At 52.6% G+C, this 24,468-nt stretch carries 22 protein-coding genes; 7 read left to right on the forward strand and 15 right to left on the reverse strand.

The genetic code is table 11. The features are described 5' to 3' along the window. Nucleotides 1–176: 176 nt before the first annotated feature. From G3I67_RS02485 to G3I67_RS02495, 3 genes are read left to right on the forward strand one after another with little or no spacing between them, the layout of a single operon-like run. A complete protein-coding gene (locus G3I67_RS02485) occupies nucleotides 177–1,250 on the forward strand; it encodes a LacI family DNA-binding transcriptional regulator (protein WP_163651362.1) in 1,074 nt (357 codons plus the stop codon). 4 nt (nucleotides 1,251–1,254) lie between these two features. Beyond that, nucleotides 1,255–2,136 carry an MBL fold metallo-hydrolase gene (locus G3I67_RS02490; protein ID WP_163651363.1) on the forward strand — a complete coding sequence of 294 codons (882 nt, stop codon included), beginning with the start codon at nucleotides 1,255–1,257 and terminating at the stop codon, nucleotides 2,134–2,136. A 2-nt stretch (nucleotides 2,137–2,138) separates the two neighbouring features. After that, nucleotides 2,139–3,302 (forward strand): NADH:flavin oxidoreductase/NADH oxidase, encoded by a 1,164-nt coding sequence (locus tag G3I67_RS02495; protein WP_163651364.1) that lies wholly within the window; start codon nucleotides 2,139–2,141, stop codon nucleotides 3,300–3,302. Between the two features lie 16 nt (nucleotides 3,303–3,318). Here G3I67_RS02495 and G3I67_RS02500 read toward each other — a convergent pair whose 3' ends face one another. The 3 genes from G3I67_RS02500 to purB form a co-directional block, all read right to left on the reverse strand. Continuing rightward, nucleotides 3,319–5,148 carry a sensor histidine kinase gene (locus G3I67_RS02500; protein ID WP_163651365.1) on the reverse strand — a complete coding sequence of 610 codons (1,830 nt, stop codon included), beginning with the start codon at nucleotides 5,146–5,148 and terminating at the stop codon, nucleotides 3,319–3,321. 458 nt (nucleotides 5,149–5,606) lie between these two features. Continuing rightward, on the reverse strand, nucleotides 5,607–6,068 hold the full coding sequence (locus G3I67_RS02505) for a c-type cytochrome (protein ID WP_163651366.1): 462 nt from the start codon (nucleotides 6,066–6,068) through the stop codon (nucleotides 5,607–5,609). 78 nt (nucleotides 6,069–6,146) lie between these two features. Then, nucleotides 6,147–7,523, reverse strand: a complete 1,377-nt coding sequence (gene purB, locus G3I67_RS02510; protein WP_163651367.1) for an adenylosuccinate lyase — start codon at nucleotides 7,521–7,523, stop codon at nucleotides 6,147–6,149. 129 nt (nucleotides 7,524–7,652) lie between these two features. Between purB and G3I67_RS02515 the strand changes: the two genes are divergently transcribed. Continuing rightward, nucleotides 7,653–8,264, forward strand: coding sequence for a glutathione S-transferase family protein (locus tag G3I67_RS02515; protein WP_163651368.1), 612 nt, complete (start codon nucleotides 7,653–7,655; stop codon nucleotides 8,262–8,264). Between the two features lie 9 nt (nucleotides 8,265–8,273). Here the strand turns inward: G3I67_RS02515 and G3I67_RS02520 are convergent, their stop codons facing one another. The 3 genes from G3I67_RS02520 to mnmA all read right to left on the reverse strand — a co-directional run bounded on the left by G3I67_RS02520 (nucleotide 8,274) and on the right by mnmA (nucleotide 12,276). Continuing rightward, nucleotides 8,274–9,416: an acyl-CoA dehydrogenase family protein gene (locus tag G3I67_RS02520; RefSeq protein ID WP_163651369.1), complete on the reverse strand. Its 1,143-nt coding sequence runs from the start codon at nucleotides 9,414–9,416 to the stop codon at nucleotides 8,274–8,276. Nucleotides 9,417–9,430: 14 nt separating this feature from the next. Next, the gene (locus G3I67_RS02525) at nucleotides 9,431–11,017 is read right to left on the reverse strand and encodes an AMP-binding protein (protein ID WP_163651370.1); all 1,587 of its coding nucleotides are present in this window, start codon (nucleotides 11,015–11,017) and stop codon (nucleotides 9,431–9,433) included. 131 nt (nucleotides 11,018–11,148) lie between these two features. Beyond that, nucleotides 11,149–12,276: a tRNA 2-thiouridine(34) synthase MnmA gene (gene mnmA, locus G3I67_RS02530; protein ID WP_163651371.1), complete on the reverse strand. Its 1,128-nt coding sequence runs from the start codon at nucleotides 12,274–12,276 to the stop codon at nucleotides 11,149–11,151. A 69-nt stretch (nucleotides 12,277–12,345) separates the two neighbouring features. Between mnmA and G3I67_RS02535 the strand changes: the two genes are divergently transcribed. Genes G3I67_RS02535 through G3I67_RS02545 form a run of 3 tightly spaced genes read left to right on the forward strand, consistent with a single transcriptional unit; the run spans nucleotide 12,346 to nucleotide 15,214 of the window. Continuing rightward, nucleotides 12,346–13,464 carry a Re/Si-specific NAD(P)(+) transhydrogenase subunit alpha gene (locus tag G3I67_RS02535; RefSeq protein ID WP_163651372.1) on the forward strand — a complete coding sequence of 373 codons (1,119 nt, stop codon included), beginning with the start codon at nucleotides 12,346–12,348 and terminating at the stop codon, nucleotides 13,462–13,464. Further along, complete coding sequence (locus G3I67_RS02540; RefSeq protein ID WP_163651373.1) at nucleotides 13,464–13,775, forward strand: NAD(P) transhydrogenase subunit alpha part 2; 312 nt, start codon at nucleotides 13,464–13,466, stop codon at nucleotides 13,773–13,775. The genes G3I67_RS02535 and G3I67_RS02540 overlap by 1 nt, the downstream gene beginning before the upstream one ends. After that, on the forward strand, nucleotides 13,772–15,214 hold the full coding sequence (locus G3I67_RS02545) for an NAD(P)(+) transhydrogenase (Re/Si-specific) subunit beta (RefSeq protein ID WP_163651374.1): 1,443 nt from the start codon (nucleotides 13,772–13,774) through the stop codon (nucleotides 15,212–15,214). The genes G3I67_RS02540 and G3I67_RS02545 overlap by 4 nt, the downstream gene beginning before the upstream one ends. 33 nt (nucleotides 15,215–15,247) lie before the next feature. Here G3I67_RS02545 and G3I67_RS02550 read toward each other — a convergent pair whose 3' ends face one another. From G3I67_RS02550 to G3I67_RS02590, 9 genes are all read right to left on the reverse strand, one after another. Beyond that, nucleotides 15,248–16,516 (reverse strand): NAD(P)/FAD-dependent oxidoreductase, encoded by a 1,269-nt coding sequence (locus G3I67_RS02550; RefSeq protein WP_163651449.1) that lies wholly within the window; start codon nucleotides 16,514–16,516, stop codon nucleotides 15,248–15,250. Nucleotides 16,517–16,569: 53 nt separating this feature from the next. Next, nucleotides 16,570–16,905, reverse strand: a complete 336-nt coding sequence (locus tag G3I67_RS02555) for a c-type cytochrome (RefSeq protein WP_163651375.1) — start codon at nucleotides 16,903–16,905, stop codon at nucleotides 16,570–16,572. Between the two features lie 175 nt (nucleotides 16,906–17,080). Beyond that, nucleotides 17,081–17,521 carry a bactofilin family protein gene (locus tag G3I67_RS02560; RefSeq protein WP_163651376.1) on the reverse strand — a complete coding sequence of 147 codons (441 nt, stop codon included), beginning with the start codon at nucleotides 17,519–17,521 and terminating at the stop codon, nucleotides 17,081–17,083. Then, nucleotides 17,511–18,596: a M23 family metallopeptidase gene (locus tag G3I67_RS02565; protein WP_163651377.1), complete on the reverse strand. Its 1,086-nt coding sequence runs from the start codon at nucleotides 18,594–18,596 to the stop codon at nucleotides 17,511–17,513. The genes G3I67_RS02560 and G3I67_RS02565 overlap by 11 nt, the downstream gene beginning before the upstream one ends. A gap of 45 nt (nucleotides 18,597–18,641) precedes the next feature. Continuing rightward, on the reverse strand, nucleotides 18,642–18,980 hold the full coding sequence (locus G3I67_RS02570; protein WP_163651378.1) for a bactofilin family protein: 339 nt from the start codon (nucleotides 18,978–18,980) through the stop codon (nucleotides 18,642–18,644). Between the two features lie 167 nt (nucleotides 18,981–19,147). Then, the gene (gene glcF, locus G3I67_RS02575) at nucleotides 19,148–20,380 is read right to left on the reverse strand and encodes a glycolate oxidase subunit GlcF (protein ID WP_163651379.1); all 1,233 of its coding nucleotides are present in this window, start codon (nucleotides 20,378–20,380) and stop codon (nucleotides 19,148–19,150) included. A 10-nt stretch (nucleotides 20,381–20,390) separates the two neighbouring features. Continuing rightward, nucleotides 20,391–21,488, reverse strand: coding sequence for a glycolate oxidase subunit GlcE (gene glcE / locus G3I67_RS02580; RefSeq protein ID WP_163651380.1), 1,098 nt, complete (start codon nucleotides 21,486–21,488; stop codon nucleotides 20,391–20,393). 9 nt (nucleotides 21,489–21,497) lie between these two features. Further along, on the reverse strand, nucleotides 21,498–22,994 hold the full coding sequence (locus G3I67_RS02585; RefSeq protein WP_163651381.1) for an FAD-linked oxidase C-terminal domain-containing protein: 1,497 nt from the start codon (nucleotides 22,992–22,994) through the stop codon (nucleotides 21,498–21,500). 60 nt (nucleotides 22,995–23,054) lie between these two features. After that, nucleotides 23,055–24,467: an FAD-binding oxidoreductase gene (locus tag G3I67_RS02590; RefSeq protein ID WP_163651382.1), complete on the reverse strand. Its 1,413-nt coding sequence runs from the start codon at nucleotides 24,465–24,467 to the stop codon at nucleotides 23,055–23,057. Between the last annotated feature and the right edge of the window lies 1 nt (nucleotide 24,468).

The following is a 24,468-nucleotide window of genomic DNA, read 5'->3' on the forward strand; positions in this document are numbered from 1 at the left end:
AACGATTTACACGACATTTAAAACAAAATGCGCTACAACAGATTTAATTTTTTATTTTTATAATTTATATTTTTTGTTATAAAACAGATAGTTATATTTATTAAACACTTGTGTAACTATCGCCTTGCATGAGATTCTATGTTTACATTTCTCTCAAGTCAATATAACGTTTCATCATGAAACAAAAAAAGAACTCAGCGACTCACGCTAGCCCGGCCAATCAGGCCGTCACCATGAAACATGTGGCCAAAGAGGCTGGCGTTTCGTTGGGAACAGTATCGAGAGTTGTGAACAAACACCCTAGCGTCAAACCCTTGTTACGCGACCTGGTCGAAAAAGCAATCAAGAAAACAGGCTGGCAACCCAACGCAGTCGCACAAAGCATGCGCACCGCATCGACCAAAGTGATCGGATGCGTGCTACCCGACACGAGCAATCCGCTATTCGGATCGATTGCTAAAGGCGCCGAAGCCATCATCAGAAAAAACGGCTATGCGTTTCTTGTGGCCAACAGCGGCTACGACACCGATCACGAAATCGAACTCCTGACCTTCATGATTCAGCGTCGCGTAGATGGCTTGTTATTCGCTCCATCAGACGAAACCAATCCGAACATGATCAAGGCAATAGAAAATGCCCGCATGCCAACAGTGCTCATGGAGCGCGAATATCCAAACAGTTGCGATCGTGTCGTATCAAATCAAGCAGATGGATTGCGGCAAGCTGCTGAACACCTGATATCGCTTGGCCATAAGCGCATCGCGCTGATCACGCTGCAACCGAACATTCTGCCGGGCCGAGAGCGGCGCAAAGGATTCGAGCAAGCACTCAAACAAGCCGGCATTCGCATCGATCCCGTACTGTTGCGCCCGGACAACTTATCCGCCGATTACGCCTTTCAGCAGATGCAGGAGTTGATCAGCCTGGATGATCCGCCCACAGCCATCATCATGGGCGGCAACATGATGCTGGCAGGCGCTATTCGGGCATTGAAACTGGTCAACAAGCGGGTACCTGAAGACGTATCCATCATCGCCGTGGGCGATACCGATCTGGCCGAACTGGGATCCCCACCGATCACAACCGTGCGATGGGATCTTGAAGGTCTTGGCGCCGAAGCCGCCTGCATCCTGCTTGATCGCATCAAAACTAAAACAGACCCCAAATCAACCGGGGCAAAACATATCGTCAGACCAACCGAAATCGTATTGCGCAAATCATGCGCGATCGCTAAAACAAGGGGACACTAGCATCATGAGCGACATCAACATCGGCAATTACTTCATCAAGCGCGTCATCGAACTCGAAAAACCGTTCTCGCATGCGCAGAAATTCTTTCCCGACCTGACCGACGAGATGTTGGCGACGTGCCAACGCGAACTGCCCAAGGGACAGATCACCGCCGCCGGCGAACTTGAGATGAGCTTTCACGCCTTTGTAGTCAAAACCGGCAAGCATGTGATTCTGTTTGACACCTGTTGCGGTAATGACAAAGAGCGCCCCGAACGCCCTGCTTTTCACAAACTCAAAACCAACTTCATGCCAGCGCTGGCCGCAGCCAACGTCAAGCCTGAAGAAGTCGATTTCGTCATGTGCACGCACCTGCACTGGGATCACGTGGGCTGGAACACCTATCTGGAAGACGGCACCTGGAAGCCGACCTTTCCGAACGCCAAATACATCATGTCCAAAACCGAATACGACTTTTGGGACAACGCCTATCGCACCGGTGTCAAAAGCCCGCACACGCAGGCCTTCGAAGATAGCGTGCAACCGATCGAGCGCGCCAAGCAAGCCGTGCTGGTGAGCGATGACTACGAACTAGAAAATGGCATTTGGGTCGAACCCTGCCATGGACACACCCCCGGCACCTTTGTGATCAATATGCAGTCAAACGGGCAGCGTGGCGTGGTCACGGGCGATGTGATTCACCACCAAATCCAGTTACGCTACCCGTCGATGTCGACCAGCGCCGATGATGACAAGGACGCCGCACGCGTCTCACGCACCGCCCTGATCGAAAAACTGGCAGGTAGCGGCACCATCCTGTTGCCCGGACATTTTCCGACGCCGACATTCGGCACCATCGAAGACAACGCCACAGGCGGCTTTAAATACAAGTACGCGGAGAAATAAGCATGACCAATCAGTTGTTCACGCCGATCACACTGCGAGGCGTCACATTGAAGAATCGCATTGTGCTGTCGCCGATGATGACGTATTGCGCGAAGAATGGATACCCTAACGAATGGCATCACGCGCATTACGCAAAGTATGCAGGCGGTGGAGTGGGATTAGTGTTTGTCGAATCCACCAAAGTCGATCCCCGTGGCTGCACCACACCGAATGACCTTGGTTTGTGGAAAGACGATTTCATCGAACCCTTGTCCAAACTTGCGGCAATGATCAAGTCCTATGGCGCAACCGCCGGCATTCAAATCGGCAACTCGGGACGCAAAGCACGCCATTCAAGGCCATGGGAAGGACGCGAACCGCTTGGTCCCGAACAAAAAGGCGTCGATCACGGTGAAGAGTGGGAACTGATCGGCCCAAGCGCAATCCCGCCCTCTTCCAAATACAGCGTGCCGCGCGCGATGACTAAGGACGATATTCGCGCGCAAATCGACGCATGGTGCCAGGCTGCCAGACGCGCGGATCAAGCCGGATTTGATGTTCTGGATTTACATGGCGCGCATGGCTATCTGATGCATCAGTTCTTGTCCGCAAGCTCTAACCAACGCACGGACGAGTACGGTGGATCTCTGGAAAACAGAATGCGGTTTCCGCTTGAACTCGTTGAAGCTGTGCGAAAAGTATGGCCCGCAAACAAGCCCCTGTTTTACAGGATCTCGGCCGTGGATGAGTTCGATTGGACCATAGAGAGCAGCGTGCGGTTTAGCAAAGAGCTCAAGCGACTGGGCGTCGATGTTGTGGACTGCAGCAGTGGCGGCATTGCCGGTGACACCGTCGGACGCGAAGCCGTCAAGCTCGAATTCGGATATCAGGTCGGGTATGCCAGGCAAATCAAGCATGGCGCACATATCCCGACCATGGCTGTGGGATTGATCATCCACGCCGAACAGGCTGAACAAATCCTGCGAGACGACAGCGCCGACCTGATCGCCATTGGCCGGGAGTTCTTGCACAACCCCAACTGGGTGCTGGATGCCGCGGAAAAACTGGGTGAACAAGATCCGTATGCCATGATCCCGCCCAACTACGGCTACTGGCTTGAAAAACGCGCTGCTAATGGATTCAGGGGCAAAACATCCACGAGTGCGTATACCTTCGGCAAGAAATAACCGCTCAACAATCCAATTAATCTTTAACCCGCGGTAACCTGATCAAAAATTCAGCCCCGCCACCTGCGGCGGGCCTGAACTCGATGCTGCCCTTTTTTCTGTCGAGTAAAGCACGGCAAAGCCAGAGGCCCAATCCTGTGCCATGAGACTTGTTGGTGAGCAGCAAATCGAAAATCTCCGTCTGGGACTCGGGATCAATTCCACTTCCGTTATCGGCAACGCTGATCGTTGCCACATCATCATCAGATTCAATATGAATCGTGATGCGACGATCTTGTCTATCGACATCAGTTAACGCATCCACTGCATTGGTGAACAAGTTGAGCAATACCTGCCGGATCTCGCTTGCGTTGATCAACGCCTGACAATCATCGTCGAATTCTTTAACAACTTCGATTCCGTGACTCTTGAAGTCATAAGCAGATAGATTTAATACGAATTCGACCAGACTGACCAGATCGCATGGTTCGATGTTGGCATCACCCTCCTGAAACGCAGAGCGAAGAGTTTTGACAGTATCAACCGCACGATCGACTTCGGATTCGAGCCAATTCAACTCTTTAATTAGATCTTGATTATCAATCCCGTTCTTGCCGATCTTGAGTCGCAGATACTGAAGCGTCAACTTAATCGAACCAAGCGGCTGATTGACTTCATGCACCACTGAAGCAGACAGCGCACCCGTGGCTACCGTCTTATTCACCCTTAGCAAAGATCCGATCAACTTGTTCTTTTCATCATTTAACTCAACCAGCTGCTTACGTTCTTCTGAAGTGGCCGCCAGACGCATCAGCACGTAGATAAATTGCCGTGCTGTGTAAAGCATGACGAAAATCAAAACAAAAACGACATTGGTCATCACCTGGGACGAGATCATGTGAAACCCGGTGAAAAATCCCAACATGCCTCTAAATAACCACAACACACCGTGCGCGAGCGAAATGATGATCATCACACGCACATAGACATTCGGTGCATTCGATAGGGTCCAGATGCGATATCCGAAATATATATGCACAAGTCCAAAAACCAGTCCGACAATCAGGCCGATACTAGACTTTAAACCCGAGTGCCCAATGACTGCGATTTGGCGCACGGCTACAAAGTTGTCGCGTATCTTCTGGATCAATTCATTCAAGGACTGGCGACCTTCTTTTGTCATGGACATTAGATCGGACCGACCAAATGCGAATAATGCATCGGCACGCAGATCAAACCGCGCTTGCGTGGCAGCCTCACCATTACAGGCCACGGCTTGCTGCACACGCGAAATCGTGTGACGCTGTAAGCGTGTGTTGGCAAGCTCCTGCAAAGCTACGGCTTGCGAGACAGGTTCAAGCGTGGCTTTGGAGCCTTGCTCAAACACGCGAACATAGGTAGTTTGTCCGCCTTTGAGATCCGCAATAGTGACCGAATCCCAACCGTCTTTAACCTGGCCACGCACATCAACCATCCGTGTACCCAAACGCGCAGGACCAGGCGCTACGCACACATCGCTATACGATCCTGGAATAAGCGATGCGTGATAGTCATCGTTGAGATACACCGTGGCTGCATTGTTGAACGCACCACCGCCGGTGCGGTAATACACTACGCGGCTAATGCTCTGCGGTATGTTGATATTGTTAAAACCGTTGCCCAACGGATTGCGCAGCGATCCCACATTAGCGTAATCGTTGGGGTGATTAAAGGTGCGTACACCAGACGTGGTGCTTGCGCATCCGGCTAAAAGCGCAATCGATGCTATTAATACTGCATGCGCAGCAAACATGACAAATCGTTGCGATGTTCCGACTGTTTGAACTTGAGAAACAGAAGTTAATACCGTTTGTTTGGATGTACGCATAACTTATTCAATCGCCGCCATAAATTCAAAAAATGAATTGCTTTAAATGATCGCTTTGACAAGCAATAAAAATTGCAGGCGCATGTAACCGATCATTAATGGATGCGACGATAAGTGATGGAAGTAACAGTGACAATTCGCTCCGGAGCGTACAACTTTGCTCCCGATCCCATTAGCATAATCCTGTGAAAGCCGCACCAAATAATGCTATTGAGGGATCAATGCAAATTAAGTTCAAGAATTTCCAGAATGAAAATTAGTTGTTTCAATTTGTTTACCTCACAACAGTTTTTAATTTTTGTCATGAATTGCGGGTAAATATCGAGGCGTACTCTGAAGAGATAATCACCAAAAATTGATATCGTTAGTACTCAAGTTTTGAAAATCAATTTTCAAAATTAAAGCCAAAAAAAACGATGAACTTAGTTCATCGTTTTTTGAGAAAGCAAAAAAAGGAATTATTTTTTAGCGCGGAATGTATCGTGACAGGCCTTGCAGCTTGCACCGACATCGCCGTAAGCCGCGCGCAATTTTTCAAGATCGCCCGAGTCGGCTGCGGCGACCAATTTGGTCATCGCGCCATTGAATTTGTCCTGCGCTGCCTTGAAACCTGCAGCATCGGACCAGACATCGGGTTTGGCAGAACTACTCACGGACTTGGAGTCGGCGGTGAAACCGGCCCAGGGCAAACCGGACAAGGTTTTAAGGATGGCCACGTTTGCCTTGATGGCTGCCGCATCGTAAGGGGCTTGGCCTTTGATGACGGGTTGCATACGCCCCATGTGTGAACCCATTAGCGTGAAAGCCGACTGACGGTATTTGACCGCGTCTTCAGGCTTGGCAAACTGGGCATGTGCGGAGCCGGCCCAAAGCGATCCGGCCAAAGAACATGTGACTGCGATCAAAGATAATGTTTTCAAGATGATTCTCCGCATGAAAAGTATAGTTTTACTGGTTTTGATGACGAGCCTGTTACAGGAACTACTTTACTGGGGTCACTATATCTTGCGAGCCAATTCTTGCGCCAGTCCTATATACGATCTTGGCGTCATCGCAAGCATTCTATCCTTGGCGTCCTGCGGGACTTCAAGCGTTACGATAAACGCTTTAAGGGCCTCTTGGGTAATTCCCTTACCACGCGTGAGCTCTTTGAGCTTTTCGTATGGATGCGGCACGCCGTAACGACGCATAATGGTCTGAACGGGTTCTGCCAGGATTTCCCAGCAGGCATCCAGATCGGCATCGATCGCGGCAGCGTTAACCTCGAGCTTGCCCAGGCCGCGCAGACAGGAATCATAGGCAACCATACAGTAGCCCAGCGCCACACCAAGATTGCGCAAAACGGTCGAATCGGTCAGGTCGCGCTGCCAACGCGAAATCGGCAACTTTTCCGAAAGGTGGCGCAATACGGCATTGGCCATGCCGAGATTGCCCTCGGCGTTTTCAAAGTCGATCGGGTTGACTTTGTGTGGCATGGTGGATGAACCGACCTCGCCTTCCTTTAGACGTTGCTTGAAATAACCCAGCGAGATGTAGCCCCAGACGTCACGGTTTAAGTCGATGAGGATCGTATTGGCGCGCGCGATAGCATCAAACAATTGCGCCATCCAGTCATGCGGCTCAATCTGTATCGTGTGAATGTTTTGCTTGAGTCCAAGCTGATTCAATACCCGGGCGCTGAATGCAGGCCAATCAACTTCAGGGTATGCAGACAAGTGCGCGTTGTAGTTGCCGGTGGCGCCATTCATTTTGGCAAGCGGCACAATGGCAGCGATACCGGCGATGGCATCACGAAGACGTGCGGCCACGTTGGCAAACTCTTTGCCTAACGTGGTCGGGGTAGCGGGCTGGCCATGCGTACGTGACAACAAGGGTTGCGCAGCCTGGGCATGTGCAATGGCCTGCAGTGCTTCAAGCAGTTTTTTCAGCTGCGGCAACACGATCTGATCGCGGGTGCGTGTCAGCATCAGCGCATGCGAAGTGTTGTTGATGTCTTCGGACGTACAGGCAAAGTGGATGAATTCACTTGCACGCTCAAGCTCGGGATGTCCGGCCGCCTTGTCCTTCAGCCAGTATTCGACTGCCTTGACGTCGTGATTGGTTTTGCGCTCGTGCACTTTGATCGCTTCGGCATCGGCTTCAGAGAAGTTGATGACCAAATTATTCAGAATCTTGCGAGAATCAGCAGAAAACGCAGGAAACTCGGGCAGCCCGGCATCGGACAGACCGATCAGCCATGCAATTTCAACCTCGACCCGATGCGCCATGAAACCGGCCTCGGATAGATAGGGGCGCAAAGAGTCGCACCGCGAGGCGTAACGACCATCAAGCGGCGAGACAGCGTTCAGAACGCTTAAAGAAGGATTGATTTGCATGAGAATTTTGATAAAAAAACGACAAATTCGGACAATTTGAACTCGGATCATTTTATCACCGAGGTTTAATCCCAAAACCCACATTGTTTGGATAAACTAACCGGGTATTTAAATTATTCTTCGTACCAAATGAAACTCATATCTTCTCTGACCAGTCCCTACGTTCGTAAAGTCCGCATCGTGATGTCCGAAAAAAAACTCGACTACCACATGGAGCTCGAAAACGTCTGGTCACCGGATACTAAAATCCAGAGTTTCAATCCTTTGGGCAAAGTACCCTGCCTGATTAATGAAGATGGCACAGCTTTATATGACTCGCGCGTGATCGTCGAATATCTGGATACACTTTCACCGGTTGGTCGCCTGATTCCTCAAAGCGGACGCGAACGCGCGACCGTCAAGTGCTGGGAAGCCCTGGCTGATGGCACGCTGGACGCCTGTATTGCGATTTTTCTGGAAACCAAGCGTCCTGAAGCGCAGCAAAGTCCCGACTGGCTAGACCGTCAGTACGGCAAAATACGGGCCGCGCTGACAACCATGGAATCACACTTAGGCGAACAAAACTACTGCATGGGTGTAAATTACAGCCTGGCCGATATTGCGGTGGGTTGCGCCTTAGGCTATCTGGACTTGAGGTTCAGCCACGTCGACTGGAGGGCTGATCATCCCAATCTGGATCGTCTCTACAAAAAACTGTCGGCGCGCCCCGCTTTCATAGAAACTGCGCCACCGACAGTCTGATCCGGCGTTTTACTCAAGATCTTTTTCAAGTGTGCGAGCAATGATTTCTTTCATGACCTCGCTGCTGCCGCCATAAATGCGTCCAACACGCGCATCCACCCAGGCCGTGCCGACGACATATTCGGTCATATACCCATAGCCGCCATGCAATTGCAGAAACTCATCAAGCAAGCGTGATTGCATTTCAGTTGCGTTAAGCTTGGCCATGGCCGCACGTTCGGGGGTGAGTTTGCGATCGAAATGTAGCCTCAGGCAATCATCGACAAACGTGCGCAACATGACAAACTGCGCCTTGGCTTCGGCAAGCTTAAAGCGCGTGTTCTGATATGACAGCACCGAATTGCCAAAGATTTTGCGGTCGCGCGTGTATTCGATCGTTTTGGCCAAAAAGGTCTCGATCGACGCAGCCGCGCGCACCGCGATCACCAGGCGCTCTTGCGCAAGTTCGTGCATCAGATATTTGAAGCCCAAGTTTTCTTCGCCAAGGCGATTCGAGACTGGCACGCGAACGTTGTCGAAATAGAGCTCTGATGTGTCTTGCGAGCGCAACCCGATCTTTTTAAGTTTGCGACCTTTCGAAAATCCGGGCGTGCCCTCTTCAACCACGATCAGCGAAATGCCTTTGGCACCCGCATCCGGATCGGTCTTGGCGATCACGATCACGATGCCGGTGTTTTGGCCGTTGGAGATGAAAGTTTTCTGGCCATTGATTACATAGTGATCCCCGTCGCGCACCGCAGTCGTGCGCACGGACTTCAGGTCGCTGCCGGTGCCGGGTTCGGTCATCGCAATCGATCCGATCAGCTCGCCACTTGCCATTTTGGGCAACCACTTATCGCGTTGCTCGGGCGTGCCGTAGGTGTAAATGTATGGCGCGACGATATCCGAATGCAACGGGAACCCGACGCCCACGCAGTTGGCACGCCCAAACTCTTCGATCAAAACGGCCGAATGCCCAAAGTCACCGCTGCCGCCAAAAGGCTCAGGCAACATAGGATTCAATAAGCCTTCTTGGCCGGCCTTGAGCCAGACGGACTTGGGCACTATGCCCTGCTCTTCCCAGTCTGCATAAAAAGGAGTGATTTCCTTCTCGATAAAACGGCGCACCTGTGTACGAAACTGTTCGTGATCTTCGCGATAAACGTTACGCATGAAATACCTTGAATTTAGATAGATGGTCTGACTGAATAACCTGCTTGCGGATCGGTTTTGAAGCGCTCTTTCAACACGCGGCGCAACAGTTTGCCGGTTTCGAGCCTGGGCAAATTCTGTTCGAACACGATCGTGCGCGGCATTTTCACTTTAGACAAATGCGGGCCGCAGAATTCGATAATCGAGTGGGCCAATGCTTGATCGCCCTGCGCAGGGTCACGCAACTGGATGATGGCTTTCGGGACTTGTCCGAATACATCATCCGGAACACCCACCACCGCTACGTCCTGCACGGCAGGGTGCTGGCTGATGGCGTTTTCGATTTCCTGCGGATAGATATTGACGCCACCAGACAGGATGAGGTCAGTTCGGCGGTCGGCCATGTACAGATAGCCCTCTGCATCGACATAGCCCATGTCGCCATAGGTTGCCCAGCCTTGTTCGTTGTAGGCACTTTTGGTTTTTTCGGGATCGTTCCAGTAAGCAAAAGAAGGGCCACCCGAGAAATAGATTTTTCCGATTTCACCAGCCGGCAATTCTTTGCCGGTGTCTTCATCAACGATATGCAATACGCCCAGCGTTGCACGACCAACCGATCCAGGATGCGTGCGCCACTCGGCAGAAGTGATAGTGGTCACGCCAAAGCCTTCGGAACCCGCGTAATACTCGTAGACCACATCACCCCACCAATCAAGCAAGGCCTGTTTGACATGCACCGGACAAGGCGCAGCGGCATGGATAGCCACGCGCATGGATTGCAGGTTGTATTGTTTGCGTGTGGCCTGGGGCAGCTCAAGCATGCGCACAAACATGGTCGGCACCCACTGCGAATGAGTCACTGAATACTTTTCGATTGCGGCTAATGCCTGCTCTGCATCGAATTTTTTCATGATGACCGCACAGCCGCCGTTTTCGATCGTGCGCATCACATAGCGCAGTGGCGCTGCGTGATAAAGCGGAGCGGGTGAAAGATATACGCTGTGCTCGTCAAACCCGAAGTTTTTCGCCCAGTTGACGACTTCGGTCTCGGGTTCGTCGCGCTTTTCCGCCGAGACCATGGCACGACGAATGCCTTTCGGAAAACCCGTTGTCCCGGATGAATAAAGCATGTCGCGACCTAAAGGACGCAACGGTAACTCTCTGGAGGGATCAGCATCTGCAAGTGCGGCCTCATAGTCGGACAATGGACCGATGTGCTGTCGGTCCAGGTTTTTACCGACGCAAAAGGCTTTCAGGTGCTTAAGTTCGGGGCGCTTGAGCAATTCAATGGCAATGCCCGCGGTTTGTTCAGATACGAGTATGACCTCAGCATGGCTATCCAATGCGATGTGAGTTAATTCAGGTTGCGTCAGGTGGGTACTGGCGGCGGTGAAATACAGACCTGTTCGACGGGCAGCCAAACCAATTTCGATGATTTCGGACCGGTTCTCCATGACAACCAGCACTCCGGCACCGACGGGCAACCCCTGATCGATCAACCATACCGAGGCACGTTGAACACGATCATTTAATGTTTTGAATGTCAGGGTCTCACCGGATCCCAGATCAACCAGTGCTACGCGATCCGGTTGTTGTTGCGCCCAGCGATTCAACCTCGACATACCGCCCCTCTCCAGTCAACACTTGATTTCTTTGAGCGATAGTAGTTTGACAGTACAGATGGGTCAATTCTGCATTTCGGAATGTACGGTTTGCCCCGCAAAAAGCAGGGTTTTCACGAATAAGGCTTAAATCAGCTGATGATTCCACCACCCAGACAAACATCGCCGTCATACAGCACGGCTGATTGTCCGGGCGTCACCGCCCACTGCGGATCGGGGAAAGTCAATTCGAAGCCATCAGCATCCGAGGCGACCAGCCTGCAGGCGGCATCTGCCTGTCGATAACGGGTTTTGGCGGCATAGTTGCCAAGTACCGGTCCCTGCCCGTCTACCCAACTGACTTGATCCGCCTTTAGCTGATGGCTTAACAACCAGGGATGATCATGTCCGTCCACCACGTACAAGGTATTGGTTGCCAAATCTTTGCGGGCGACATACCAGGTCGCACCGGTGCCATCGGCTTGCTGATAGCCTTTAACCCCGCCTATGCCCAAGCCCTTGCGCTGGCCCAGCGTGTAAAACGACAAACCGTGATGTGTACCGACTTGTTTGCCGTCTTCGGTTCTGATCGCGCCGGGTTGTGTCGGCAGGTAACGATTCAGAAATTCGCGAAACGGACGCTCGCCAATAAAGCAGATACCGGTCGAATCCTTTTTGGCGGCGTTGGGAAGGCCCAGCTCTTGCGCTATGCGACGGACTTCAGTTTTGGGGATTTCGCCAAGAGGAAACAAAGTGCGCGACAGTTGCGCCTGATTCAAGCGATGCAGAAAATAGCTTTGATCTTTAGTGTGATCGAGCGCCTTAAGTAGCTGGAACCGCTGTCCATGATCAGTTTGCACCGACCTTACCCGTGCATAATGGCCCGTAGCGATGTGATCAGCCCCCAGGCTCATGGCGTGATCCAGAAAGGCCTTGAACTTGATTTCAGCATTACACAGGACATCGGGATTAGGGGTGCGTCCGGCTGAATATTCACGCAAAAAATCGGCAAAAACCCGGTCTTTGTATTCGGCAGCAAAATTGACCGCCTCGATATCGACACCCACCACGTCTGCAACGCTGGCGGCATCAAGCCAGTCCTGACGGGTCGAGCAGTACTCGGAATCGTCGTCATCTTCCCAGTTTTTCATGAACAAGCCGACGACTTCATAGCCCTGCTGTTTAAGCAGCCATGCGGTCACGGACGAGTCCACGCCGCCGGACATGCCGACGACCACGCGTTTTTTAGTGCCAGAGGAAGAAACAACAGATTCAATCATGATGGTTTTATTGTATTCCCTTAGTGTATAAACGAAGGAACCCTAAAAATAACCAGAAAGGAGACGTGTATGCGCATCGGAATTCCGCGCGAAACCCGTGACGGTGAAACCCGTGTGGCTGCCACGCCCGAAACAGTCAAAAAATACGTTGCCACAGGCCATCAGGTCTTAATCGAGCGTCAAGCAGGCAAAGCCGCGCACTTCGACGATGGGGCGTATGAGCAGGCCGGCGCGGTATTAACCGATTCCAATGATGCCCTAGGGGCCGATCTGGTCCTGAAAGTTCGGGCGCCCGATGCGGAAGAATTGTCCAAAATGCGCCGTACGGCTTTTCTGGTTGGCATGCTGGATCCGTTTGATGCCGCAAGCAACGATGCCATTGCGGCTGCCGGTCTGACGGCGTTTGCGCTTGAGGCAGCTCCCCGCACGACCCGCGCGCAAAGTCTGGATGTGCTGTCCTCGCAAGCCAACCTGGCCGGATACAAGGCGGTTTTGCTTGGCGCACACTACTACGGGAAGATGTTTCCGATGATGATGACCGCTGCCGGCACCATCAAAGCTGCGCGCGTGGTTGTACTGGGCACAGGTGTCGCCGGATTGCAGGCCATCGCCACGGCCAAGCGGCTAGGCGCCGTGGTTGAGGCGTCGGATGTGCGCCCTGCAGCCAAAGAACAGGTCGAATCATTAGGGGCGAAATTCATTGATGTGCCGTTCGAAACTGATGAAGAGCGCGAAATCGCCCAAGGCGTCGGTGGCTATGCCCGCCCCATGCCGGCTGCGTGGATGGCTCGCCAGGCAACGCTTGTTGCCGAACGCTGTAAACAGGCCGATATTGTGATTTCCACTGCACTGATCCCGGGACGCCCTGCTCCCACCCTGATTTCGGCCGAAACGGTCCGGTCGATGAAGCCGGGCTCGGTCATCATAGATCTGGCCGTCGAACGTGGTGGCAATTGCCCTCTATCGCAAAAAGGCAAGGTCGTGCAGGAGCACGATGTCACGCTGGTCGGCCTGACCAATCTACCCGGCATGCTGGCTACCGATGCGTCGGCACTCTATTCGCGCAACGTGATGGACTTTCTCAAGCTCATCATCGACAAGGATGGCAAGCTGGTCATCAACCGCGAAGACGATATCGTTACGGCCTGCCTGATCTGCGAAGACGGAAAAAATCTGAGGAACGCATAATGGACGCGATCAATCCAACCATCATCAATCTGATTATCTTCGTGCTGGCCATCTACGTGGGATACCACGTAGTCTGGAATGTCACGCCCGCTTTGCACACCCCGTTGATGGCAGTGACCAACGCGATTTCCGCCATCGTAATTGTCGGGGCGATGCTGGCCGCCGCGCTGACGGAAGACGGACTGGCCCGATCCATGGGGGTCTTCGCAACCGCGCTTGCCGCGGTCAATGTGTTTGGCGGCTTTCTTGTTACGCGCCGGATGCTTGAAATGTTCAAGAAAAAAGCCACTAAGGCCGGAGACAAAGCATGATCTCCAACAATCTGGTCACTCTCTTTTATCTCGTGGCGTCGGTTTGTTTTATCCAGGCGCTTAAAGGGTTGTCACATCCCACCACCTCGCGGCTGGGCAATGCGTTTGGCATGGCTGGCATGGTGATTGCAGTGCTCACGACTGCCGCCTTGATTTACAGCTTATCCGGCGATCGAAACCCCGCTATAGGCCTAGGCTGGGTGCTTCTTGGCCTGGTGATCGGCGGTGGTCTGGGTGCCATCATGGCCAAACGGGTCGAAATGACCAAAATGCCGGAACTGGTCGCCTTCATGCACAGCATGATCGGTCTGGCTGCCGTCGCCATTGCGGTCGCCATCGTGGCAGATCCCAAGGCGTTCAACATTGTCCAGTCGGGCAATACGATTCCGCTTGGCAATCGACTGGAGTTATTTATCGGTACCTTTGTCGGCGCAATCACGTTTTCAGGCTCGGTGATTGCGTTTGGAAAACTGTCGGGCAAGTACAAGTTCAGATTGTTTCAGGGTGCTCCCGTGACGTTCGCGGGCCAGCACATGATCAATCTGGTGCTGGCACTGGTGATGCTGGGATGCGGCTTGTGGTTCATGCTGACGCAAAGCTGGACGCCTTTTGTGCTGATGACGATCATCGCATTCGTTCTGGGTGTACTGATCATCATCCCGATCGGTGGGGCGGACATGCCTGTCGTGGTATCCATGCTCAACAGCTATTCAGGCTGGGCAGCCGCTGGGATCGGATTTTCGCTCAACAACCAAATGCTGATCATTGCGGGATCGCTTGTCGGATCATCCGGTGCGATTCTGTCTTACATCATGTGCAAGGCGATGAACCGGTCCTTCTTTAATGTGATTCTCGGTGGCTTTGGCGGTGCAAGCGATGCGGGTGCTGCCACCGGCGGCGGTCAGGCACAACGTACGGTTCGATCCGGCAGCCCGGACGATGCGGCATTTTTGCTGACCAATGCCGAAACCGTCACGATCGTACCGGGCTACGGTCTGGCCGTGGCACGTGCGCAGCATGCATTAAAGGAGTTGGCCGAAAAACTCACAGAGCATGGCGTGACGGTCAAATATGCGATCCATCCGGTTGCCGGACGCATGCCCGGTCACATGAATGTTTTGCTTGCCGAAGCCGAAGTGCCCTATGACCAGGTGTTCGAGATGGAAGACATCAACGGCGAATTCGCGCAAACCGATGTGGTGCTAGTGCTAGGTGCCAATGATGTGGTGAACCCTGCCGCGAAAACCGACCCCAAGTCCCCCATCGCCGGCATGCCGATCCTGGAGGCTTATAAGGCTAAAACAATCATCGTCAACAAACGTTCGATGGCATCGGGTTACGCCGGTCTGGACAACGAATTGTTCTATCTGGATAAAACCATGATGGTGTTTGGTGACGCGAAAAAGGTCATTGAGGACCTGGTGAAAGCTGTAGAGTGATGCATTGATAAATTTTAATCACTCGCGACACGCTCAACCCCACGTGTCACGAGTGATGGCGTTGTACCAAGCGTCCCCGTAATCAGCCTCGCGCTTTCTAAACGATGCATCGGCGCTCTTTGGACTAACCCCACCCGCGCCTTTGACTTCAGCCAATTTTCCGCCCGCAACTTCATATACCCCTGTGATCGATATGCCATAGTCCGGAGCAATCAGGCTGTAGCAGGTGTTGGCGTATTTTGCCGGATCTGGGGCACGACCGGCCAACGCGTTGACAATAGCCGCAGCCACCACCTTGCCCTGTACGTTAGCGGCAAAACCCGACTTGGGCATCGGATTGGCAATAGTGGCATCGCCCACAACAAACACATCAGGCACAAGCGCGGACTCGAATGTTTGTGGCTTGACCGTTGCCCACCCGCTGTTTGTCAATACGCCTGCACGCTCGGCAATCAGTCCGGCCTTTTGAGGTGGAATCACATTGAGTACTGCAGCTTTGTGTACTTGTCCGAATTCAGTTTCAACAGACAGATTCTTGGCGTCGACACGAACAACTTTGCCGTCTTTGGACAAAGGGATCCATTCGATCATGTCGCCGTAATATTGCTTCCAGCCATCCATGAACAGGCTTTGCTTTGAGAACACATCCTTGGCATCCAGAATCAGGATTTTGGATTTAGGTTTGTACGCCTTGAAATAATGGGCAATCATGCCGACACGCTCGTAAGGTCCAGGTGGACAACGATACGGATTATCCGGCACAGACATGATGAACACGCCGCCATCAGGCATATCAGTCAGCTGTTTTTTAAGCAGTACAGTTTGTGCGCCTGCCTTCCACGCATGAGGCGCCAGTTCTGAGGCAGCCTGATCATAGCCGGACAATGTATTCCAACGAAAATCAATGCCAGGAGACAACACCAGCTTGTCATATGCGATGGCTTTGCCACTACTGAGCTTGAGGGATTTGGTCGTAACATCCACATCGGTTGCGGATTCATGAATGACTTGCACTCCCATTGCTCGCAAGGCGTTGTAGTTTTGCGCCAACTGCTCGTATTGACGCAACCCACCCAGATACATATTTGAAAACGGACAGGTGTAATACGTACTAGAGGGTTCCACTAAGGTGACATCGAGCGCTGAATTGCGAAGTTTGAGATACTTTGCCGCAGTCGCGCCACCAAACCCACCGCCAACAACGACAACACGCCCCGCTGACTTCTGCGCAAAAACAGGTGCGAGGATGAAGTGATTCAAAACAGAGGCGGCAACCGTTGTTTGCCCCATGGACTTCAACATGCTACGACGCAATTGGTTCGGCTGCTTACCGGATAAAAACTTTAAGTCCCTGCTCATTTTTCACCCCCCTTAGAAGGTGTCGATGGCGCGGCGCGTTGTTTGGAAAAATATTCGCTCAATGCGATCAGCTCATCATCGCTGTACCCTTTAGCGATACGATTCATAATCGTTGTACCCGCTGGCGGCGTGTCGGATTTAAAGGCACGCAACTGAGCCAGTAATGCATCTTTAGAGCGGCCTGAAATCGGTGCAATCAATGTAGACCCTGATGCTGATGTTGCATCTGATCCCGTTGCAAGATGGCAATTCAGGCAAGCACTTGCCAATGTGGCCACATCGTAAGTCGTTTGTGCGATCGACCGGGGCACAGCTAATGCCAGGGCAGACATCGCGGACCCAATCAAAATGTAGGAACGAAAGATCGTGTGATACGACATACAGGCGTTATCCAAGAAAAACTGTCGTTGTTTCGGATATTACGCCTGAAATCTCCAGGCAAAAACCATGAAATGTGTATGGAATTAATAGGAGCAGCGATTATTCATAAGCATTGTCGTTAAAGGATTAACCGATATCGATCTTACCGTTAATAGAGCCGCCCAAAGCCAGATTTAGAGTCGCGCACTTGATCGAGCCCTCAAGGTGTGCTGTATTGCCAGCCTTGAGCTCGGTGCACACGATGGTGCCATCGATGAAACCGTCGAGCGTGAGGGAGTCGCAGTCAACACGCCCCTTGATATTGCCATGTCGTCCCACGGTGATTTGGGGAGCGTTCACCTCGCCTTCGATGTGACACTGAAAATGCAATGCCCCGGGCGACTCGATGACGCCCTTGATCACAACCCCTTTACTAAGTACCGACGGTTCGACGATGTTTTGCTCAACGATCACAGGCTCCACAGATGCTGCGATAGTTGACTGAGCTATCACTGGGGAAGGTGCGACCACAGGCACTTGTTGTGTTGATGGTTCGTCAAGCTTGAGTTCTTTCTTCTTACCGAACATAGTTAGCCTCTGCAAGTAACTTGAGTGGATCAACGGGCCTGCCATTGAATCTTGTTTCGAAGTGCAAATGAGTACCCGTCGAAATGCCAGTGTTGCCGGTGATGCCGATCGCATCTGAGGCGGCGACTTTCTGGCCGGTTTTGACCTTGATTTCGGATAGATGGGCGTATACGGTTTCGAGTCCATGTCCATGATCGATCACGACAGTCAGTCCATAACCGTTTTTGAATTCGGCAGACTTGACGACGCCATCCCCGGAAGCCCGAATGCGACGATCAGGCGAGGTAAAGTCAACACCCTCGTGAACACGGGCGTTACCTAGCCTAGGATGATCGCGAAAACCGAATGTCGAAGTCACTTTTGATCCCTTGAGAGGATTCAATTTTGGTAAGGCGCTGTACATGGCGACAAGTCTGTTACGCTCAGAATAGAGATTCAGGATATCTCTGTCGATATGCTTGTTTGCTGCATCGAGCACCTGAATGCGATCGGGCATGTCGCAGGTATTGACACCTGCCTTGCGGGATTTGGCGATCTGGTGGGGATCGAGCCCCACCCCAGTCAATCTCGATTTCAGCTGATTGACATCGGCTTTCATCATCGCGCTGGTGGCGGCAATATATTCACTGAACACATCCTCTTTACGATGTGCATCGATCAAAATCTTGCGCAATTGTGTGACGTGAATCCGACGATCGTCTTCCAGCGCCATTTTGATCGAATTGTCGATCACTGTTTGAGATGCATTGATGGCATCGTTCAACGTGACTAGTTCGGCTTTTTTGTCTGCAAGCGACCGGTCAAGATGCCAAACTTGAAAATTCACATAGGCGATATAAATAATCAGCGAGGCAAACACCATGGCCAATCCGAAGCATACAAACCTGATCGCCCTTTGCAGCGTGAGATGAGAGCCTTCGATTTCGTTGCGATTGACTTCAAGATACTGTACCCCGCCAGAATGGGTAATGATCAGTTTGGCAGGTTCGGACTCAGGTAAAACGTTCTCCAGCGCCTGGATCCAGCCAGGCTTGGCCCAGAGTCGTTTTAAGGCGTTGGAGATGATCTGTAGCATGGGAATTTATCGAGTCGACGGTAATAATTCACCGCGCGATATCGATCAACCTTGCGCAATTTGTTGCAGCGTGGCGCTGACTTTGGCGCCGGATTCGATCTCGATACTCTTGTATTGAATCGAACCGACAACCGTGGCGCTTGATCGCACCGTCAGGCGTTCGTTAGCCTGAACCGTATCCCCGATAAAACCATGTACCTCGACGTGATTAGCGGTTAGTGCGCCTTCAATACGTCCATTGGTGCCGACACGGATCGTATCGGCGCGGACCTCGCCTTCAATCGTGCCGTGCACAAGCATCTCGCCGGCCGCTTCCACCTTGCCGGTAATCAATACACCTTCGCCAACGATCAAGTTGTTTTTATGCGCGTCTTGCGTTGCCATTCGATCCGTCTCCGCTGAGTATCTGCTAAGCAGTTAGACCGCGAATCTTAGCACCTTAATGGCAAATTAAAAAAAGGGAATACCCTCAAGAACCGCATAAAATAAGGCTTATAGCCCTATGGAGTACATCCGGGCGAGAGCATAAAACGAATCACTGAGCATGATGTTCAGTTGCGCAATGCCGCATCGACAACTTCGATCCAGTGTCTCACAGGTGTTGGCGTGCCACTTTGTAAATGACCAATACAACCTATGTTGGACGACATGATCATGTCTGGTTTAGCTTCATCGATATTGCCCAATTTACGATCGCGCAATGATTGGGAAATTTCCGGCTGAAGCACGGAATACGCTCCTGCAGAACCGCAACACAAATGTGTTTCGTTAAACGGCGCTAGATTGAATCCCAACTTGGTCAACAACTGCTCGCTCAGTGGACGCAATCCCTGCCAGTGCTGCAGCGTGCAAGGCGGATGAAATGCAGGGCGCGCAGGCAAGCGTTGTGCATCAATATGCTTAAGCAACGCATCGGCATGGGGTGCAACAATTTGCGCGACATCTTTCACAAGTGCAACGATTTTTTGCGCTTTGGGCAAATAAATCGGGTCATGACGCAAATGATGTGCGTATTCAGCCACCATCGCACCACAACCGGATGCGTTCATGACGATGGCATCGATTTTGTCCGATTCGACCCAAGGCAGCCATGCATCGATATTCAGGCGCATTTGTTTAAGGGCGGTCTGCTGATCATCCAGATGAAAGTTCAAGGCGCCGCAGCACCCTGCCCCCTGAATCACTTGCGTGCCTATGCCTATTTTGTCGAGCACGCGGATCGTGGCGGCATCAATCGTCGGCATCATGGTTGGTTGCACGCAACCGGACAGAATCAGTACTTGCCTCGGATGCTGACGGGTGACCGGCACCGCACCGGCTTCGCGCAATGGCAACACCTTGCGCTGCAAGGACTCCGGCAACCAGGACCGAATAGATTGGCCAAGCCGATAAGCAGGCGCGAACAACGTTGAAGTCAAGCCTTTGCGCAGCACCAGACGTTGAAGCTGTTGTAATTTCGGTCGCTGGACTTTTTCTTCGACGAGCTGACGACCAATATCCACCAGATGTCCGTATTGCACACCCGATGGACAGGTCGTTTCACAATTGCGGCACGTCAGACACCTGTCGAGGTGCTGCTGTGTCGCTTGCGTTGGCTCCTTGCCTTCCAGCATCTCTTTGATCAGATAAATGCGACCTCGCGGGCCATCAAGCTCGTCACCCAGGACCTGATAGGTGGGGCATGTCGCGGTACAAAAGCCGCAATGTACGCATCGCCTCAGGATAGCGTCCGCTTCATTGCCGATTTCAGACTTGCGCGCCCATTCGGCGAGATTTGTTTGCATATGCGACCTGTCAGATTCCTGTGACCAGTCGGCCGGGATTGAACACCGCCTTCGGATCGAATTCTTGTTTCAACCGTCGAATCACGTTCATGACTTCGGGCCTGAGTGGATGAAATACGCCGTGCTCGGGCAGCTCGTTTGCAAACGGCCTACGAAATAACGTCGCATGGCCTTGCGCGGTTTCGGCCACAGCTCGAATTTCGGCCGGATCGCAATTGGCTGCGATCCAACGCTGACCGCCACCCCACTCTATCAATGTCGGTCCCAAATCCAGTTCGGGGGTGCCGGGCGCAACCGCAATACGCCATAAATAAGGTGTCGTGAAAAAGGACAATCTTTGTTCGCGCAAATCTTCCCAATAAGTCCGGGCAACATCATCAGCGACAACATCACCACCAAGTTTGGCTCGTGCGGACTGAATTGCCGCTGGTGCACCGGCAAGGCGCATGCGCAATCGGCCGGCATGGCCGATCGATTCCCATGCAGTGGCGTTCACCGGAAGAGGCTGGGCGCGCAACGAATGGCACATGTGAAGAGAACGTGCCTGATCAATTTCCCACTCGAGCGTACATATCTGCAAAGGCTTGGGCGCGACTTTGAGAGATACCTGCAAAATGGCACCGAACATTCCCATTGATCCGGCAAGCAGGCGCGACACGTCATAGCCGGCAACGTTTTTCATGACTTCGCCACCGAATTTGAGCACCCGGCCCTGCGCATCCAGTAAATGGGCACCCAGCACAAAATCCTTGACTGCTCCGGCGCTATAGCGACCGGGACCGGAAAGGCCTGCAGAAACACAACCACCGACTGTCGCATGCTGACCAAACGATGGTGGATCGAATGCGAACATCTGGCCGGAAGCATCCAGTAAGTCCATGATTTCTTGCAAGGGCGTACCCGCATAGGCCGTAATCACCAACTCACTGGGTTCGTAATTGACCACACCTCGCAATGAACGCATATCCATGGATATGGCTTCATCGTTTGATTCCGGCTTTGGATTGCCGTAAAAGGATTTAGTGTTGCCTCCCGAGACCAGGATGGGCCTGAAGCTGGCTCTCGCAGCCAGCACCTGTTCGCTTAACTGCGCGATTTCGTATTTCATGCTGCTTCTTCAGAATCTCGGTAAATCGGGAAAGGCGATCGCTCCGCCATGCACATGCATCTTGCCGTACTCGGCGCAACGCGAAAGGGTTGGAATCACTTTCTCGGGGTTCAACAGACAATCGGGATCGAATGCACGCTTGACTGAAAGAAACATGTCAAGCTCGTCGCGAGAAAACTGCACACACATTTGATTGATTTTTTCCATACCGACACCATGCTCGCCGGTGATAGTGCCGCCCACCTCAACGCACAGCTCTAGAATCGCCGCACCAAAATCCTCAGCACGCCGGACTTCATCGGGTATGTTCGAATCAAACAGAATCAGGGGATGCAAATTGCCATCGCCGGCATGAAAGACGTTTGCGCAACGCATGCTGAAGGTCGTTTCCATCTGCTGGATCGCCTTGAGCACATGGCCGAGCCTTCTGCGCGGAATTGTGCCATCCATGCAGTAGTAATCCGGAGATACGCGACCGGCGGCGGGAAAAGCGTTTTTACGGCCGGCCCAAAACAATAATCTTTCAGCTTCGGATTCGGATACCTGCAGGCGCGTAGCCCCTGCGGTTTTAAACACGTCTTCCATGCGGCGGATTTCATCCGCGACTTCTTCAACCGTACCATCAGACTCGCATAACAGAATCGCCTCTGCATTCGTGTCATAACCGGCTTTGACAAACGGCTCGACCATCTGCGTGGCCTGTTTGTCCATCATCTCGAGACCTGCAGGAATAATGCCCGCGGCAATGACACTGGCTACGGCCTGGCTAGCCTTTTCGACATCATCGAAGCTGGCCATGATGACGCGCGCGAGCGCGGGCTTGGGAGTCAGACGCAAGGTCACTTCGGTGACCACGCCCAACATACCCTCGGACCCAATGAACACGGACAACAAGTCCGGGCCGGCGCTATCGGGCGCCAGCGAACCGAGTTCCATGATTTCGCCGTCCATGGTGACCATGCGCACTTTCAGAACATTGTGAATGGTCAAGCCATATTTCAGGCAATGCACACCGCCTGAGTTCTCGGCAACGTTGCCACCGATCGTGCAGGCGATCTGGCTGGACGGATCAGGCGCGTAATACAAGCCATATTTACTGACAGCCTCCGAAACTGCCAGATTGCGAACGCCTGGTTCGACCACGGCGATTGCGGCATCACGGTCAATCGATTTGATGCGGTTGAATTTGGCCAATCCGAGCAACACGCCCTGCGCATGCGGCATTGCGCCACCCGACAACCCTGTCCCTGCCCCGCGCGCCACGACAGGCACATTCAATTTTCTGCATGTCTTGAGCACAGCCTGAACCTGAACTTCGGTTTCGGGAAGCACAACAGCGATCGGCAATGATCTGTACAGAGACAAACCATCACATTCGTAAGGCCTGGTATCTTCTTCGCGACTCAGCACGCAATGCGCGGGCAACACCGCTCGAAGCGCCTGGACAATGATTTCAGGCGCGGGAATATTCAAGGGCTCAAACCCCGATTCGGTGATGGCATTCATAGGATGAAATACTATCCCGTCCCGACAAAATAATCAGGACGGGATTAACCCGAACAGGGTTTAATCCAAGCGGATAACCTTGCCCGGGTTGAGGATATTGTTGGGATCGAAAGCTTTTTTCAATGAGCGCATCAGATCCAATGCGTCTTCACCGTGCTCATCAGACATGAACTGGATCTTGTGCAAGCCGATTCCATGCTCGCCGGTACAGGTTCCATCGGCATCTATTGCCTGTTTGACAAGCTTTTTATTCAACTTTTCGGATTCAGCCCATTCCGCCTGGCTGTCGGGATCAAGCATCATCAACACGTGGAAATTGCCGTCCCCGACATGACCAACGATTGTCGAAGGAAAGCTTGCAGTAGCCAAATCCTTTGTTGCCGTGTCAATGCATTCGGCCAAGCGCGAAATCGGAACGCACACATCGGTGGTGCTGGCCTTGCAACCGGGGCGCATCTGTAATCCGGCAAAATAGGCGTTGTGACGTGCCGTCCACAAGCGCGTGCGCTCTTCCGGGCGATCAGCCCATTCGAAATCCATGCCATTGTTGTCGCGAGCGATTTCCTGAACCGTTTCGGCCTGCTCTTTGACGCCTGCCTGACTGCCGTGGAATTCGAATAACAACAACGGCGTTTCGCGCAGCGTGAGCTTGCTGTAGCGGTTACTGGCGATGACGGCATTCTGATCCATCAGTTCGACCCGCGCGATCGGCACGCCAAGCTGAATCGTCTGGATGACGCATTGAACAGCATCATGGACTGTCGGAAAATTACAGACAGCCGCTGAAACGGCTTCTGGCTGCGGATAAAGCTTGACCGTCACTTCAGTGATGATGCCAAGCGTACCTTCGCTGCCGACGAAGATTCTGGTCAGGTCATACCCTGCGGAGGACTTGCGCGCGCGCCGGGCGGTGCGCACCACTTTGCCCTGCGCGGTCACGACAGTCAGATTGACAACGTTTTCTCGCATGGTGCCGTAACGAACCGCATTGGTGCCTGAAGCACGCGTGGCCGACATGCCGCCAAGCGATGCGTCCGCACCGGGATCGATCGGGAAAAACAGTCCGGAATCCCGTATCTGTTCATTGAGCTGTTTACGCGTCAGGCCCGCCTGCACCGTCACGGTCGAGTCCTCGGTGTTAAGCGACAGTATTTTATTCATGCCGGACAAATCGATGGTGATGCCACCTTCGATCGCCAGAATATGCCCTTCAAGCGACGAACCTGCGCCATAGGGAATCAACGGCACGTTGAATTCGTTGCACAAATTGACGACGACAACGACATCATCGGTGCTTTCGGCAAATACGACCGCATCAGGCAACATCGAAGGATAGGGAGACTCGTCCTTGCCGTGATGCTCGCGCACGGCGCCAGCTTGGGAAAAGCGGTCGCCGAAGCGCTCACGCAAAAAATCGATCATTGCTTGTGGAAGCGGACGGCGCAAAACTTGCATGGCGTGCGGTGCGTTCATA

Source organism: Sheuella amnicola, from assembly GCF_010499255.1.
Classification (GTDB): Bacteria; Pseudomonadota; Gammaproteobacteria; order Burkholderiales; family Burkholderiaceae_B; genus Zwartia; species Zwartia amnicola.

Bases quoted from the DNA above. Each gene is read 5' to 3' on its own strand.
- purB (WP_163651367.1), bottom strand. From the start codon at position 7,523: ATGCAAATCAATCCTTCTTTAAGCGTTCTGAACGCTGTCTCGCCGCTT.
- G3I67_RS02535 (WP_163651372.1), top strand. From the start codon at position 12,346: ATGCGCATCGGAATTCCGCGCGAAACCCGTGACGGTGAAACCCGTGTG.
- glcE (WP_163651380.1), bottom strand. From the start codon at position 21,488: ATGAAATACGAAATCGCGCAGTTAAGCGAACAGGTGCTGGCTGCGAGA.
- G3I67_RS02585 (WP_163651381.1), bottom strand. From the start codon at position 22,994: ATGAATGCCATCACCGAATCGGGGTTTGAGCCCTTGAATATTCCCGCG.
- G3I67_RS02495 (WP_163651364.1), top strand. From the start codon at position 2,139: ATGACCAATCAGTTGTTCACGCCGATCACACTGCGAGGCGTCACATTG.
- G3I67_RS02500 (WP_163651365.1), bottom strand. From the start codon at position 5,148: ATGCGTACATCCAAACAAACGGTATTAACTTCTGTTTCTCAAGTTCAA.
- G3I67_RS02545 (WP_163651374.1), top strand. From the start codon at position 13,772: ATGATCTCCAACAATCTGGTCACTCTCTTTTATCTCGTGGCGTCGGTT.
- G3I67_RS02570 (WP_163651378.1), bottom strand. From the start codon at position 18,980: ATGGCAACGCAAGACGCGCATAAAAACAACTTGATCGTTGGCGAAGGT.
- G3I67_RS02540 (WP_163651373.1), top strand. From the start codon at position 13,464: ATGGACGCGATCAATCCAACCATCATCAATCTGATTATCTTCGTGCTG.
- glcF (WP_163651379.1), bottom strand. From the start codon at position 20,380: ATGCAAACAAATCTCGCCGAATGGGCGCGCAAGTCTGAAATCGGCAAT.
- G3I67_RS02490 (WP_163651363.1), top strand. From the start codon at position 1,255: ATGAGCGACATCAACATCGGCAATTACTTCATCAAGCGCGTCATCGAA.
- mnmA (WP_163651371.1), bottom strand. From the start codon at position 12,276: ATGATTGAATCTGTTGTTTCTTCCTCTGGCACTAAAAAACGCGTGGTC.
- G3I67_RS02565 (WP_163651377.1), bottom strand. From the start codon at position 18,596: ATGCTACAGATCATCTCCAACGCCTTAAAACGACTCTGGGCCAAGCCT.
- G3I67_RS02525 (WP_163651370.1), bottom strand. From the start codon at position 11,017: ATGTCGAGGTTGAATCGCTGGGCGCAACAACAACCGGATCGCGTAGCA.
- G3I67_RS02515 (WP_163651368.1), top strand. From the start codon at position 7,653: ATGAAACTCATATCTTCTCTGACCAGTCCCTACGTTCGTAAAGTCCGC.
- G3I67_RS02555 (WP_163651375.1), bottom strand. From the start codon at position 16,905: ATGTCTGCCCTGGCATTAGCTGTGCCCCGGTCGATCGCACAAACGACT.
- G3I67_RS02550 (WP_163651449.1), bottom strand. From the start codon at position 16,516: ATGTTGAAGTCCATGGGGCAAACAACGGTTGCCGCCTCTGTTTTGAAT.
- G3I67_RS02485 (WP_163651362.1), top strand. From the start codon at position 177: ATGAAACAAAAAAAGAACTCAGCGACTCACGCTAGCCCGGCCAATCAG.
- G3I67_RS02560 (WP_163651376.1), bottom strand. From the start codon at position 17,521: ATGTTCGGTAAGAAGAAAGAACTCAAGCTTGACGAACCATCAACACAA.
- G3I67_RS02520 (WP_163651369.1), bottom strand. From the start codon at position 9,416: ATGCGTAACGTTTATCGCGAAGATCACGAACAGTTTCGTACACAGGTG.
- G3I67_RS02590 (WP_163651382.1), bottom strand. From the start codon at position 24,467: ATGAACGCACCGCACGCCATGCAAGTTTTGCGCCGTCCGCTTCCACAA.